This is a genomic window from Nocardia sp. NPDC050793 (genome assembly GCF_040654065.1).
In the GTDB taxonomy this organism is placed as follows: Bacteria; Actinomycetota; Actinomycetes; order Mycobacteriales; family Mycobacteriaceae; genus Nocardia.
This window is the reverse complement of record NZ_JBFAHG010000005.1, coordinates 571929-586048: the sequence shown is the minus strand read 5'-3', so window position 1 is coordinate 586048 and position 14120 is coordinate 571929. Positions and strand designations below refer to the sequence as shown.

The window sequence follows — 14120 nt, the reverse complement described above, 5'->3', positions numbered from 1 at the left end:
TGCCAATGGTGGTTGTGGCTGAGCCAAAATGGTGCCATAGTAGTGCCATGGATCTGAGGCCGTACATCGAAAGCCTCCGTCACGAGCTGACGGTTGCGGTAGAGGCAGGTGGTGACCAGGCACAAGCCGTAGCCGGGCGCCTGCTCGGCTCGCTCGAGTCGGCGGTGCGGCTGACCCTGTTGAACGTGCTGTCCAATGCGGCCGACGAGATCACCCGCAGCATGGCGCCGGGGTCGGTCGAGTTGCGGCTGAGCGGCGTCGACCCGCGGTTCGTCGTGACTCCCGCGCCGTTGGAGCAGTCGTACGAGATGGAGCCGGGCGTCGAAAACCTGCCCGCCCCTGCCGTACCGATCATCGACGACAGTGGCGGCACCGCGCGGATCAACCTCCGGCTGCCCGATCAGCTGAAGGCTCGTGCCGAGGACGCGGCTGCCATGGAGGGCCTTTCGGTCAATGCCTGGCTGGTTCGAGCGGTCGCTGCGGCGCTCGAATCGGCCAATGGCGGAGCCGTTCACGTGACTCGGCGATTATCCCCGCGGGGGGACCGCCACACCGGATGGGCGCGTTAGCGCCGATCGCACTGCGCATTCTCGCCGAGGGGATGTCGAGCCATATTCGAGGGAGGGCGGAGCCATGCCAAAATTCGAAACACCGGAACCGATTTCGGTCACCATCGAGCTGTCCGTCGGTGACACCCGAATCGTCGCCGGCGACCGAGTGGACACCATTGTCGAGGTTCATCCGAGCAACGAGGCGAACGAATCCGATGTGAAGGCGGCCGAGCTCACCCGTGTCGAGTATTCCAACGGCCGGTTGCGGGTGAAGGCGCCGAAGCAGTTCCGCTGGAAGCCGTACGGCCCCGCGGGTAACCACGGTTCGGTCGACGTCGTCATCGAGCTGCCCGCTGGATCGGACGTCCGGGGAGATACGGCGATGGGCACGTTCCGCACCGTCGGTCGCCTCGGCGAGTGCCGATTCAAAACCGCCCTTGGCGATATCGAGCTGGACCACTCCGCTGAATTGCAGTTGACCAATGCCATGGGGGTGATCGCGGTGGAGCGGGCCGTCGGCAAGGTCGAGATAACCATGGGATCCGGCGAAGTGCGGCTCCGGGAAGTCGACGGACCCGCGGAGATCAAACACTCCAACGGCGACACCGTAATCGGTTCGGTCACCGGTGATCTCCGGCTCAAGTCGGCCAACGGAAGCATCACCGTCGGAAAGGCCGGGTCGGGAGTCGATGTCAGGACCGCCAACGGAGACGTACGCATCGGCGAGATAACCCGTGGCTCGGTGGCATTGGCGTGCGCCCTCGGCGATCTCGAGGTGGGCGTCCGCAAGGGCACCGCGGTGCTGCTGGACCTGCGCACGAAATTCGGCAGCGTGCGCAACGCGCTGGACAACGTCGAAAATCCCGAGCCATCCGACGAGACCGCGGAGCTGCGGGCGCGAAGCGGTCGTGGCGACATCACCGTCCGTCGTTCGGCGACGGCGGGTTCCCAGTGAACTAGAGCTCCGAAGGAGTCGATATGACCGAAATCGCGATCAGGGTCGACAGGCTGCGCAAATCCTATGGCGACAAGAAGGTTCTCGACGGCATCGACCTGATCATCCCGGAAGGCACCGTCTTCTCGCTGCTCGGTCCGAACGGCGCAGGCAAGACCACCACCGTGCAGATTCTGTCCACGCTGACGGCCGCCGACAGCGGCGAGATCGTGGTGGCCGGACACGACTTGGCGACCGAGCCCGCGATGGTTCGCGCGTCCATCGGCGTCACCGGTCAGTTCTCCGCGGTGGACGAACTGCTGACGGGCACCGAGAACCTGCTCATGATGGGCGACCTGTACCACCTCGATCGCCGCGAAAGCCGGCGTCGCGCAGCCGAATTGCTGGAGAAGTTCGACCTGGTCGACGCGGCGGGCAAGCCCGTGTCGACCTACTCCGGCGGGATGACCAGACGGCTCGATCTGGCGATGACGCTGCTGGGCCAGCCACGCATCATCTTCCTGGACGAGCCGACCACCGGGTTGGATCCGCGCAGCCGCCACGCCGTCTGGAACATCGTCCGCGATCAGGTCGTGGACGGCGTCACCGTCTTCCTGACCACCCAGTACCTGGACGAGGCCGACGAACTCGCCGATCACATCGCGCTGCTCGATCACGGCAAGATCGTCGCGCAAGGCAGCCCCGCCCACCTCAAACGCCTGGTGCCCGGTGGTTATATCCGCCTCGATTTCGCGGAAGCGGCCGCCCTCGAATCCGCCACCCGGGTACTGGACAAGGCGTTCCGCAACGGCGACGGGCTCACCCTGCGGGTGCCGAGCGACGGCCAAGTCGGATCGCTGCGCGAGGTGCTCGACCGCCTCGACCGGGCGCAAGTCCCTGTCGAGGGACTTTCCGTACACGAACCCGACCTCGACGATGTCTTCCTCGCTCTGACCGGTCACACGACCACCACCGCAGTCAACGAATTGGAGCCCTCCCGATGAGCGTCATCCCCTACACCACCAGGGATTCGTTCACGATGGTGCGCCGCAACCTGGTTCACGCGCGGCGCTACCCGTCGATGACTCTCAGCATTCTGATCGTTCCGGTTCTCATCCTGCTGCTGTTCAACGGCGTATTCGGGAAATCGATCGCGGCAGGCCTCGGGCCCGACGCGAAATACATCGATTACCTTGCCCCGGGCATCTTCCTGATGGCCGTCGCGTCCGGCGGCATGGTCGCGTCGGTCGCCATCAGCGTCGATATGACCAAGGGAATCGTCAACAGATTCCGCAGCATGGATATCTTCCATCCTTCCCTGCTCGTCGGACAGGCCACCGGCACCGTCATCCAGACGCTGCTCAGCGTGCTGGCAGTCATCGGCGTGACGTTGCTGCTCGGCTTCCGTCCCTCGGCCGACGCCGTCGAATGGGCCGCGGCATTCGGGTTACTCGCGCTGCTCACGGTGGCGCTCACCTGGGTGGCGGTCGCGCTCGGGCTGGTGGCGGGCAATCCGGAAACCGCGAGCAACACCCCGATGATCATCCAATTCCTGCCGTTCATCAGCAGCGCCTTCGTGCCGACCGACGCAATGCCAGCCGGCGTCAGTCAATTCGCGAAATACCAACCCTTCACCCCCATCACCGAGACCCTGCGCGGGCTGCTCACCGGTAGTCAGATCGGAACCCACGGCATCTCCGCGGTGGCCTGGTGCCTCGGCATCGGCGTCGGCGGATACCTGTGGGCCGTGACGGCGTTCCGGCGCAAGACTCGTGACTGAGTTGGAGAACCCATGTTCGAGAAACTGGCCAGGTTTGTCGTACACAATCCGTGGAAGGTCATCGGCGCCTGGCTGATCGCCGCGGTTGCCATCATCCTGTTCGCGCCGCCGCTCACCAGCGTCGTCAATTACGAGCAAACCGACTTTCTGCCCAACGAATACGAGTCGGTGCAGGCGCAGGAACTGGCGAAGAAGACCTTCACGGGGTCCGACGACGCCACCGGCACCATCGTGGTGCGGCGCGCGGACAGAGCCCCGCTGACGGCCGAGGACCAGCAGCGGGTGCAGGGCTTGGCCGACCGCCTGAACGCGGCGGCGATCGACCACCTCACCGGGGTGGTCACCGGCCCGCAGCAGCTGTCACCGAATCAGCAGGTGCAATTGGTGGGAGTGCAGTTCCGCGGTCGAGTGACCGACGAGGGAGTTCTCGACGCGGTCGAGGCGATCCGGGACACCGGCACGACGACCCTCGCGGACAGTGGCCTGAAGATGGAGCTCACCGGCGACCCGGCGCTTGTGGTCGACAACCAGGAGGCGTACGCGAGAGCGTATGCGGTCGTCGGCGCCGCGACGGTGTTGCTCGTCATCGTCCTCTTGCTGCTGATCTACCGCAGTCCGCTCGCCGCGTTGCTGCCGATCCTCGCGGTCGGCTTGGTAACGATGATGGCGCCCGGAGCCATCGCGCTGGTCGCGCAGGCCTCGGGGCTGCGGGTCGATCAGTCGCTGCAGGTCATGCTCACCGTCGTGCTGTTCGGTATCGGCACCGACTACATCCTCTTCCTCCTGTTCCGCTATCGCGAACTGCTTCGCGACGGCATGTCGCCGCGGGCGGCGTTGGAACAAGCGCTGCGGCGAGTGGCGGAGGTGGTCACCTCGGCGGTGGCCGCGATCGTGGTGACGTTCTTGGCCCTGCTACTGGCCTCGTTCGGCTTGCTTCGCGGTTTCGGCCCAGGTCTGGCCGTTGCCGTGACGATCATGGCTCTCGCGTCGCTGACCCTCGTGCCGGCGATCGTCGCCCTGATGGGCCCGAGAGTGTTCTGGCCGTCGAAGTCCTGGCGCAAGCAGCCTTCGCGCACCGCCTTCGCGCGGATCGGTGGTCTGGTCGGGCGCAGGCCGGCCCTGGTCGCGACGGCGGCGGGCGGCGTGCTCGTCGTCCTCGCGCTCGGCATGTTCGGCTACAAGCTCGATTTCGATCAGTTCAGCCAGCTGCCGGGCGACACCGAATCGGCGAACGGGTTCAAGGATTTGCAGGACGGTTTCCCGGCCGGCGCCATCAGCCCGACGCTCGTCTACGTGCACTCGACGAACGGCGCTCCGATCGAACCGGCCGAGGTCGCGCGCATTGCCGATGAGCTGAAGTCCGTGCCGGGGATCGACGGAATCATGCCGTCGGCATCCGGTGCGGCCGGACAGCCGAGTGCGGACGGGACGACGGCACAGATCGCTCTGCTGCTGAAGGACAGTCCGTACACCGAGAGCGCGCTGGACGTGATCGAACCGCTGCGGGATCGCGCGCATGCGCTCGCCGCACCGGGAACGGAGATATTGGTCGGCGGTCCGACGGCCCTGTACGCCGATATCCGGGCGGTCAACGACCGAGATCTCCTTCTCATATTTCCGATCACCTTGGCTTTCATTCTGCTGATCCTGGTGATTCTGCTGCGCGGTGTGATCGCGCCGCTGTATCTCACGGTGGCGGTCGGTCTCACCTTCCTCGCCACCATGGGGGCAACCGTATTTCTGGTCACCGAGATACAGGGAAAGGCGGGCGTGAACTTCACACTGCCGATCACGCTCTATCTGTTCGTGGTGGCGATCGGCACCGACTACAACATTCTGATCATTTCCAGGTTGCGTGAGGAGGTCGTACGCGGCGTAAATCCGCGGCAGGCCGCCGAACGCGCGGTGACACACGGTGGCCCGTCGGTTGCCGCGGCGGGTTTGATTCTCGGCGGCACTTTCGCGGCGCTACTCGGCGCCGGTGTCGCCTATATGACTCAGCTCGGCTTCGCGGTGACGCTCGGCGTCATTCTGTCGGCATTCGTGATGTCGCCGCTGCTGGTTCCTTCGCTCACCGTTCTCGTCGGAAACGCGGCCTGGTGGCCGGGCCTGCGCGCGACGCGGTCCGTGCGATTTCGAAGGGAAGTTCGCGTGAGCGTTCGATAGACGCGATATAGATAAGGCGGGGTCGGGAGGCCGGGGCGACCGGCTTCCCGACCTTTCCGCACTCGCGTACGGTCGGTACGGCGCTGTCGAGAACTGCTCGAATGGAGGCAAAATGTCGCCGGTGAATACCGAAACAGCAACTGTCGATCGAGAATCCGCCAATCTGAAAATGGCTACGATCCTGTACGGCGGGGTCGTCATAGGACCGATGCTCGCCGTCGCGGCCGAGCTCGGGCTGGCCGACCTCGTCGCCGATTCTCCGAAGACGGTCGACGAACTCGCCGAGGCCACCGGATCCGATTCGTCGGCGCTCTACCGGGCGCTGTCCATGCTGGCCAGCCTCGGCGTCTTCACGGAAGTCGAACCGAATGTGTTCGGCGCCAACGATATGTCGGACACTTTGCGCACGAGCGCCGAGGGCTCGCTGCGTGACCTGGCCATCATGTACGGACACCCGGCGACGGTGATCGCGGGTTCGCAGTTCCTGCCGTCGATGAAGAGCGGCCGTCCGGCCTTCGAGCACCTGCACGGGACGGATTGGTACTCGTACATCGCCGAACACACGGAACTCGGTCTGATCTTCAACCGGGCAATGGGCGGTATGGCGCGGCAGATGAATGAATCCGCGCTGCGTTCTTACGATTTCACCGACGTTCGATCGGTCATCGATGTCGGCGGCGGAGCAGGCTATCTGGTCGAAATGCTGTTGAAGAGCTACCCGGAGGTCGAGGCGGCCATCTTCGATCAGCCCGCGGTACTCGCGGCGGCCTCGGAGCGCCTGCGTGATTCGGGAGTAGCCGAACGGGTGCAATTCATGCCCGGAGATTTCTTCGCGGAAATTCCGCCCGGAGCTGACATCTATATTCTGTCGAGGGTGTTGCACGACTGGAACGACAAGGACGTGGTGTCGATCCTTACGAACGTGCGCAAGGCCATGGGAGAGCGCAGCAGGTTGCTCATCTTCGATGCGGTGATTCCCGAACAGCTCAACGTGCCCCACTACGCGAAACTGCTGGATGTGATCCTGCTGTCCAGGTATCCGGGAACGGAGCGAAAGGAATCCCACGTGGCCGGACTGCTCGCCGAAGCGGGTCTGCGGCATGCCGATACGCGGGTAACGGATGGGCCTTGCAGCCTGGTCGTCGCGGAATGCGCGTAGATCCGCCGGGTAATTGACATCGGCACAACGGGGCCGGGAGGTCGGGCGACCGGCTTCCCGGCCCCACCGCATTCGCGTACGGTCGGCATGTGCGTACCGAGAACGACTCGTGGGATATCAAGACAGGTGTCGGTACTACCGCCTTGTTCGTCGCGGCCGCACGCGGCCTGGCGGCGCGGCGACCCGAGCCGATGGCGATCGATCGAATCGCCGAATTGTTCTGCCGCGCGGCGGGCGGCGAATGGGAAGCCCTGTTCGATTCCGCTGACGAATGCGGCAATGTATTGAGCTCGGCCGACTTCGGAACATCTTTTCAGGACTACCAGGCCGGTCGCACGAGATATTTCGATGATTTCGTGCAGGCAGCCCTCGACGCCGGAGTGCGGCAGGTGGTCATCCTCGCGGCCGGACTGGATTCGCGGGCGTACCGGCTGCCCTGGCCGGACGACGCCGCTGTCTACGAACTCGACCGCCCGCAAGTGCTGGAATTCAAGGCCGAGGTGCTCGCCGAGCACTGCATCCAGCCGCGCGCGCGGCGCCACGAACTCGCGGTCGACCTGCGCGAGGACTGGGCGAGTGCACTGTGCGCCGAGGGCTTCGACTCGGCGCGCCCCTCGGCCTGGATCGTCGAGGGGCTGCTCGTCTACCTTTCCCCCGACGAACAGAACAGATTGTTCGACGCCATCGACCGGCTGGCGGCGCCAGGAAGTTCCGTCGCGCTGGAACAGATGGAGACGATGGATCCGTCTCGACACGTGGCGGCGACCGATCGGAATGCGGCCCGCCACGTGATGGCGGAGTATTCGGGCCTCATCTATCACGGGCCGCGCAGCGATGCCGCACAGTGGTTCGATCGGCGTGGCTGGTCTGCGGACCGCACGGAGATGATCGACTATCTGTTCTCTCTCGGCTGGCCGGGACCGTCGGGCAGCGGATTCGTGCCCTCGCTGATGAACCTGGTCACCGCGCATCGTCCGGTGCCGTAGTGGTTCTCGCCCGCCGACCCCGGCACCCCAAGCCGCCGATGTGCGACCTGGGGTTTCGGTGATTCCGCAAAGGGGTAGTTATATGGGTACCGGCTCGACCTGCGGAAACGGGTCGAGTCCATTGGCGCCCCCGGCAGGAATCGAACCTGCGACCTAGGGATTAGAAGGCCCTTGCTCTATCCAACTGAGCTACGGAGGCAGCGGTTTCCACCATGGCCGATATCGGCCGTGCTGTCCAGCGCGGAAAGTATACCGACTGTCCAAATACTAGCTTCTTAGCGTCAGCAACATTCCGTTCACCTAGTCGAACAGGACAGCAAGGGTGAGCATGGTGGCCAAGGTCACTTCGACGACGAAGTAGAACCACACCGGGTAGAAGGCGGACGCGCGCTCGGTGAACGACGACCAGATCCGGCCGAACGCCATCCCGCCCAGCGCGGCGGCCACCGCGACGCACACCCCGAATCTGAGATCGCCGACGTCGGCGGCGGCCAATCCGAGGACCACCGCCACGGCGATGCCGAAGCCGCCGTAGACCGCGCGGACTTCGGCGTGCGCGTCGGCCCGATCGGCGAGCAGTCCGACCGTGTCGGCCAGCCTGCTAGGGCGAAGCAGTCCCAAAACGCCCATGGCGGCGAAGAAGAGCGCCACCACGGCAATCAGCACGACCGACATCCCACCTCCGTGATTCGCGCCTACCTTATACGGGCCCGGTGCATTCCCGCCGAACTCCGCTCGAGCCCGGCCCGCTCGCGCCCGATGGAGACAACTACGCTGAGTCGTATGTCGTCACCGCAGGACACGCCCCTCGCACCCGCTGAGCCGGACGTCCAGCGGTCGGGTGCCACGGGCAGCTCCGCCGTAGTGACCGTGTTCGCAGGGGCCGTCGCCGCCGTCGTCGCGGCGCTGGTGGTCGGCCTGTCCGCGGCGCAGGCGCTGAGCCTGCTCGGCATTCCGGATCCGGGGCCGCTGACCACCTACGGGCTGCCCGCCCTCCGCGCGCTGTCCGATCTCGCCGCGGCGCTGACCGTCGGCTCGCTGCTGTTCGCCGCCTTCCTGGTGCCGCCGCAGGCGGACGGACTGCTCGACGTCGGCGGCTATCGCGCGGTGCGGCGAGCCTCGAATTTCGCGGTGCTCTCGGCCTGCTGCGCCGCGCTGCTCGTCCCGCTGACGGTGTCGGACACCACCGGCCAGCCCGTCTCCGACGTCTGGCGTCCGGAACAGCTGTGGCGGGCGATCGGGCAGGTGGAGCTGGCCGGGGCGTGGCGCACCACGGTGATCTTCGCGCTGATCGTGGCGATCGGCTGCCGTCTCGCGCTGCGCTGGGGCTGGACGCCGCTGCTGTTGGGCGGCGCGATCATGACCATGATGCCGCTCGCGCTGACCGGGCATTCGTCCTCCGGCGGCTCGCACGACGTCGCGACCAACAGCCTGATCCTGCACCTGGTGTCGGCGGCGGTGTGGGTCGGCGGTCTGTTCGCCGTGCTCGCGCACGCGCTGCGCGGCGGCGCGCACACCGACGTCGCCGTCCGCAGGTTCTCGCTCACCGCGACGCTCGCGTTCGTGGTGATCGGCGTCAGCGGCGTGATCAACTCGTGGGTGCGTGTGCCCCTCGACGAGCTGTTCACCAGCACCTACGGGCGTTTGGTGCTGGCGAAAGCGGCGGCGTTGCTCGTGCTCGGCGTCGTCGGTTGGCTCCAGCGCCGCGCCGCCGTGCCCGCGCTCGCGGCGGACCCGAGCGACCGCGCCGCGCTGATTCGTTTCGGCGCGGTCGAGGCGCTGGTGTTCGCGGCGACCATGGGTTTGGCGGTTGGGCTCGGCCGCACGCCGCCGCCACCGCCCAAGACGGTGCCGTCGCCCGCCGAGGTGGAACTCGGCTACGACCTCGCGGGCCCGCCGACGGTCGCGCGGCTGCTGTTCGACTGGCGCTTCGATCTGATCTTCGGCACGGCGGCGATCGTGCTCGCGGTGCTGTATCTGCTCGGCGTGCGCCGACTGCGCTCGCGCGGTGATTCGTGGCCGGTCGGCAGGACTGTCGCATGGCTGTCCGGCTGCGCGTTGCTGCTGCTCGCGACGTCATCGGGAGTCGGGCGGTATTCGCCCGCGGTGTTCAGCGTGCACATGGGCCAGCACATGGCGCTGTCCATGCTCGCGCCGATTCTGTTGGCGCTCGGCGGCGCGGTGACGTTGTCGTTGCGCGCGCTGCCGCCCGCAGGACGCACCGGCGCGCCCGGTCCACGGGAATGGATTCTGGCCGCCGTGCACAATCCGGTGTCGCGCTTCCTGACCCATCCGATCATCGCGTCGGTGATCTTCGTCGCCGGCTTCTACGCGCTGTACATGGGCGGCATCTACGACACCTTCGTCGATTCGCACGCCGTCCATCTGCTGATGAACATCCACTTCCTGCTCAGCGGCTACCTGTTCTACTGGGTGGTGATCGGCATCGATCCCAAACCGCGCCAGGTGGAACCGCTCACCAAGCTGGGCATGGTGTTCGGCTCGCTGCCCTTCCACGCGTTCTTCGGCGTCGCGCTGATGAGCATGACGACGGTCATGGGTGGCTGGTTCTTCCGCAGTCTCGACCTTGGCTGGAACAGCGACCTGCTCGGTGATCAGCGCACCGGCGGTAGCCTTGCCTGGGCGAGCGGTGAAGTGCCGTTGGTCGTGGTGATGCTGGCGCTGCTCATCCAGTGGTCGCGGAGCGACGAACGGATGGCCAAGCGCATCGACCGCGCCGCCGACCGCGACCACGACGCGGATCTGGCCGCCCACAACGCCATGTTCGCCGAACTGGCGAAACGTGACGGAGAGGTGCGCAAGTGAGTGAGGCCGCGCCGCCGGGTCTGCCCCGGCCGTGCGACCGCGGAGTGCGGTCTTGAGTTCTAGCGAGAACGACGGGGGCGGCGTGGCCGTCGCCGAGCACTGCAGGCAGGTGTATCGCTCCGATGTCCGCGCGGCGCGGCGCCGGTTGACGGGACGGATCAGGAAGACGCCGGTCTTCCACACCTCGGTGGCCGGGCCCGACGGTCCGGTCCCGGTCACGCTGAAACTCGAATACCTCCAGCACGGCGGCACTTTCAAGGTGCGCGGCTGTCTCAACGCGCTGCTCTCCGCGACGACGCGGACCGATCAGGTGATCATCGCGTCGGCGGGCAACGCGGGGATCGCCGCCGCGCTGGCGGCAGCCTGGCTCGGCAAGGCGTGCACCGTGGTCGTTCCCGAGTCCGCGCCGCACACGAAAGTGGCCGCGATGTGGTCGCACGGCGCCGAGGTGCTCTGGCACGGAACGACATACGCGGAGGCGGCCCGCTACGCCACCGAGCTGGCGGCCGAGCGCGGTGCGTTGCAGCTGCACGCCTACGACCTGCCCGCGGTGGTCGCGGGCGCCGGAGTCGTCGGTCTGGAACTCGAGGACCAGGTGCGCGGCAAACCGCCGGTGCTGGTCGCGGTCGGCGGCGGCGGACTGGTCGGCGGAATCGCGGCGGCGATCGGGCGCCGCCAGCAGGTGGTCGGCGTCGAACCGATCGGTATGCCTGCACTGCACGCCGCGCTGCTGGCCAACCGGCCGGTGGATGTCGGCAGGCCTGGCATCGGTCTCGACGCGCTCGGCGCGACCAGGGTCGGCGAGATCGCCCTCGATATCGCGCGACGCCACGACGTGCCCTCGCTGCTGGTCACCGAGGAGGCGATCGCCGCGGCACGCGAGTACCTGTGGCGTGAATTCCGGATCGTCGTCGAGCTGGCGGGCGCGAGCGCGCTGGCCGCGATCATGAGCGGCGCGTACACGCCCGTGCCGGGAGAACGGCCGGTCGTCGTGCTCTGCGGCGCAAACACCGACCTCGCCGCCCTCTGAGCCGACCTTCGCGCGGTGTCGCGAAGCCGGGTCGCCCGCGGAACCGACGCGTAGATTTGGCGCGAGGTGCAGGTGAACCCGGCCGACGATCCGAGGAGGAGCGCTGATGCTCGACACGGTGGACGAAGCCCTGCGCGCGCTGGTCGGCGCGTTGACCCTGGAACAGAAGGTGCGGCTGCTGACCGGCGCCGACCTCTGGTCGACCGTGGCGGAGCCCGCGATCGGGCTGCGGTCGATGATGCTCTCCGACGGACCTTCGGGCGTGCGCGGCCCGGCCTGGGACGAGCGCTACCCTTCGCTCAACCTCCCCTCGGCGACAGCGCTCGCGGCGACCTGGGATCTGGATCTGGCCCGCCGTTACGGCGCCGTGTCGGCGAGCGAAGCCAGGCGCAAGGGCGTCGACGTGGTGCTCGGTCCGACGATCAACCTGCAGCGCAGTCCCTTGGGCGGCAGGCATTTCGAGGCGTACTCCGAAGACCCGCTGCTGACCGGCGAACTGGCCGCGGCCTATGTGCGCGCGGTGCAGGAGCATCGCGTCGCCGCGACGCCGAAACACTACGTGGCCAACGACTTCGAGACCGAGCGCTACACCGCCGACGTCGAGCTGGACGATCGCGCGCTGCACGAGCTGTATCTCGCGCCGTTCGAGGCGGCGGTGCGGGCGGGCGCGTGGCTGGTGATGTCGGCGTACAACTCGGTTCGCGGCATCACCATGTCGGAGAACCCGCTGCTGACAACGCCGTTGCGCACCTCATGGGATTTCGACGGCGTGACGGTGTCGGACTGGATGGCGGTGCGCAGCACCGAGGCCGCGGCCAAGGCCGACCAGGATCTGGTGATGCCTGGCCCGGTGGGGCCGTGGGGCGAGCAACTCGTCGCCGCGGTGCGCTCCGGTGCGGTGCCGGAAGCCGCTATCGATGTGAAGGTGCTGCGCCTGCTGCGGCTGGCGCAGCGGGTCGGCGCGCTCGATCTGTCGGATTCCGCCTTGCGCGACAACGGTTTCGACACCGCCGCGGTGGCGTCGCACGGAGGTGTCGCCGTGCGAAATGTCCCTGTGCGGGAACCGGATTCGATACCGGATCGGTCGCAGGCCGCGGACGTCTCGGACCGTGAGGGGCGCGAGATCGCCCGCGAAGTCGCGGCGGCGGGCACGGTGCTGCTGCGCAACAGCGGTGAATTGCCTTGGCCGAGCTCGGGTCCCGGCTCGATCGCCGTGATCGGTGAGCCCGCGATCCGGCCGCGCACGCAGGGCGGCGGCAGCGCGACGGTGGTCCCCGCCGAGGTGATCGGTCCGGTGGACGGGCTGCGCGCCGCGCTGCCGGACGCGTCCGTCACCGTGCATCCCGGCGTGCCCGTCCAGACCGGAATCCACGCGCTCCCGCTGGGATCGATGACCGATCCGCAGACCGGCGAACCCGGGTTGCGCGCCCGCTTCCTCGACGCAGACGGCGGCGAGCTGCTGAGCGAACAGCGGTACGCGGCGCAGCTGGTCTACCTCGGCACGGTGCCCGCCGATGCGGCCACGCTCGAGCTGAGCACGATGTACCGGCCTGGCCCCGACGAGCCCGCCGCGATACGGCTCGGCGTCGCCGGGGTGGGGCGGATACACATGGAGATCGACGGCGACACGGTCATCGACACCGTGCTCGGCGGCAGCGGCGAAATCCTCGGCGCCGCGCTGTTCAGCCCGGATGTCGCCGCGGTGCCGATAGCCGTCGACCGCGAACGGCCGCTCCCCGTCACCGTGCGCCAGCTGCTCGAAAACGACGCCGCGGCAGCGGGTCTGGTCGCGATCACGCTGGGCACCGAGGCAGCGCACACCGATCCAGCGGACGCGATCGCCGATGCGGCCGCTCTCGCCGGCGCCGCCGACACCGCCGTCGTGGTGGTCGGCACCGGCTCGCAGACCGAGAGCGAGGGTTACGACCGCAGTACCCTCGTGCTGCCCGGCGCGCAGGACGAGCTGGTGCGCGCGGTGGCGCGGGCCAACCCGCGCACCGTGGTGGTGGTGAATTCCGGCGGACCGGTGCTGCTGCCGTGGCGCGACGAGGTGTCGGCGGTGTTGCTCACCTGGTTCGGCGGCCAGGAATCGGGCCACGCGCTGGCCGACGTGCTGCTCGGCCGGACCGAACCGGGCGGCAGGCTGCCCACCACCTGGCCCGCCACCGAGGCCGACGTGCCCGTGCTCTCGACCACGCCGGAAGACGGGGTACTGCGCTACAGCGAAGGCATCCACATCGGCTACCGCGCCTGGTTGCGCGCCGGCCTGACCCCGGCCTACCCGTTCGGCCACGGACTCGGTTACAGCACTTGGGAACTCGCCGATCTCGTGGTGTCCGCGCCGGAGCGGGACGGGACGGTGACGGTGACGCTCACCGCCCACAACACCGGAGCGCGGGCCGGGAAACAGGTGGTCCAGGTGTATCTGTCCCGTCCCGATTCTGCGATCGAGCGGCCCGTGCGGTGGCTGGCGGGGTTCGCCGCCGTGGCCGCACCTGCGGGAGCGTCGGTTCCGGTGCGAATCGACTTGCCGCCGAGGGTGTTCGCGCACTGGGACGGGGGCTGGCGTACCGAGCCGGGCGCGTTCGCCGTGCACGCGGGGACGAGCGTGGTGGATCTGCCGTTGCGCGGGTCCGTGGTGGTCGGCGCGGGCGGGTAGCCGGTATCGGTTCGGCACGAGCGAAGCGC

General features: G+C 67.6%; 11 protein-coding genes and 1 tRNA gene. 10 read left to right on the top strand and 2 right to left on the bottom strand.

All coding sequences use genetic code 11. The features are described from left to right. The first annotated feature begins 47 nt into the window (after window positions 1–47). The 7 genes from AB0H50_RS20920 to AB0H50_RS20890 all read left to right on the top strand — a co-directional run bounded on the left by AB0H50_RS20920 (window position 48) and on the right by AB0H50_RS20890 (window position 7576). On the top strand, window positions 48–569 hold the full coding sequence (locus tag AB0H50_RS20920; protein ID WP_357455365.1) for a toxin-antitoxin system HicB family antitoxin: 522 nt from the start codon (window positions 48–50) through the stop codon (window positions 567–569). Between the two features lie 64 nt (window positions 570–633). Continuing rightward, the gene (locus tag AB0H50_RS20915) at window positions 634–1506 is read left to right on the top strand and encodes a DUF4097 family beta strand repeat-containing protein (RefSeq protein WP_357454949.1); all 873 of its coding nucleotides are present in this window, start codon (window positions 634–636) and stop codon (window positions 1504–1506) included. Window positions 1507–1529: 23 nt separating this feature from the next. Then, window positions 1530–2489, top strand: a complete 960-nt coding sequence (locus AB0H50_RS20910) for an ATP-binding cassette domain-containing protein (protein ID WP_357454946.1) — start codon at window positions 1530–1532, stop codon at window positions 2487–2489. After that, window positions 2486–3265 carry an ABC transporter permease gene (locus AB0H50_RS20905; protein ID WP_357454943.1) on the top strand — a complete coding sequence of 260 codons (780 nt, stop codon included), beginning with the start codon at window positions 2486–2488 and terminating at the stop codon, window positions 3263–3265. Before AB0H50_RS20910 ends, AB0H50_RS20905 begins: the two co-directional genes overlap by 4 nt. 12 nt (window positions 3266–3277) lie before the next feature. Further along, window positions 3278–5431: an MMPL family transporter gene (locus AB0H50_RS20900; protein ID WP_357454941.1), complete on the top strand. Its 2154-nt coding sequence runs from the start codon at window positions 3278–3280 to the stop codon at window positions 5429–5431. Between the two features lie 169 nt (window positions 5432–5600). Continuing rightward, window positions 5601–6590, top strand: coding sequence for a methyltransferase (locus AB0H50_RS20895; protein WP_357454938.1), 990 nt, complete (start codon window positions 5601–5603; stop codon window positions 6588–6590). A gap of 89 nt (window positions 6591–6679) precedes the next feature. Then, the gene (locus AB0H50_RS20890; RefSeq protein WP_357454935.1) at window positions 6680–7576 is read left to right on the top strand and encodes a class I SAM-dependent methyltransferase; all 897 of its coding nucleotides are present in this window, start codon (window positions 6680–6682) and stop codon (window positions 7574–7576) included. Window positions 7577–7698: 122 nt separating this feature from the next. Here AB0H50_RS20890 and AB0H50_RS20885 read toward each other — a convergent pair. Continuing rightward, window positions 7699–7775: transfer RNA gene (locus AB0H50_RS20885), tRNA-Arg, on the bottom strand. A 101-nt stretch (window positions 7776–7876) separates the two neighbouring features. Continuing rightward, window positions 7877–8251 carry a DUF4345 family protein gene (locus AB0H50_RS20880; RefSeq protein WP_357454933.1) on the bottom strand — a complete coding sequence of 125 codons (375 nt, stop codon included), beginning with the start codon at window positions 8249–8251 and terminating at the stop codon, window positions 7877–7879. Between the two features lie 108 nt (window positions 8252–8359). On the opposite strand from AB0H50_RS20880, the gene AB0H50_RS20875 reads away from it, so the two are divergent. The 3 genes from AB0H50_RS20875 to AB0H50_RS20865 all read left to right on the top strand — a co-directional run bounded on the left by AB0H50_RS20875 (window position 8360) and on the right by AB0H50_RS20865 (window position 14091). Continuing rightward, the gene (locus AB0H50_RS20875) at window positions 8360–10402 is read left to right on the top strand and encodes a cytochrome c oxidase assembly protein (protein ID WP_357454930.1); all 2043 of its coding nucleotides are present in this window, start codon (window positions 8360–8362) and stop codon (window positions 10400–10402) included. A gap of 52 nt (window positions 10403–10454) precedes the next feature. After that, complete coding sequence (locus AB0H50_RS20870; protein ID WP_357454927.1) at window positions 10455–11432, top strand: serine/threonine dehydratase; 978 nt, start codon at window positions 10455–10457, stop codon at window positions 11430–11432. A 106-nt stretch (window positions 11433–11538) separates the two neighbouring features. Beyond that, complete coding sequence (locus AB0H50_RS20865; RefSeq protein ID WP_357454924.1) at window positions 11539–14091, top strand: glycoside hydrolase family 3 C-terminal domain-containing protein; 2553 nt, start codon at window positions 11539–11541, stop codon at window positions 14089–14091. Window positions 14092–14120 lie beyond the last annotated feature (29 nt).

Coding starts and splice junctions, on each gene's coding strand:
- AB0H50_RS20910 (WP_357454946.1), top strand. CDS start 1,530: ATGACCGAAATCGCGATCAGGGTCGACAGGCTGCGCAAATCCTATGGC.
- AB0H50_RS20875 (WP_357454930.1), top strand. CDS start 8,360: ATGTCGTCACCGCAGGACACGCCCCTCGCACCCGCTGAGCCGGACGTC.
- AB0H50_RS20920 (WP_357455365.1), top strand. CDS start 48: ATGGATCTGAGGCCGTACATCGAAAGCCTCCGTCACGAGCTGACGGTT.
- AB0H50_RS20900 (WP_357454941.1), top strand. CDS start 3,278: ATGTTCGAGAAACTGGCCAGGTTTGTCGTACACAATCCGTGGAAGGTC.
- AB0H50_RS20880 (WP_357454933.1), bottom strand. CDS start 8,251: ATGTCGGTCGTGCTGATTGCCGTGGTGGCGCTCTTCTTCGCCGCCATG.
- AB0H50_RS20865 (WP_357454924.1), top strand. CDS start 11,539: ATGCTCGACACGGTGGACGAAGCCCTGCGCGCGCTGGTCGGCGCGTTG.
- AB0H50_RS20895 (WP_357454938.1), top strand. CDS start 5,601: ATGGCTACGATCCTGTACGGCGGGGTCGTCATAGGACCGATGCTCGCC.
- AB0H50_RS20905 (WP_357454943.1), top strand. CDS start 2,486: ATGAGCGTCATCCCCTACACCACCAGGGATTCGTTCACGATGGTGCGC.
- AB0H50_RS20915 (WP_357454949.1), top strand. CDS start 634: ATGCCAAAATTCGAAACACCGGAACCGATTTCGGTCACCATCGAGCTG.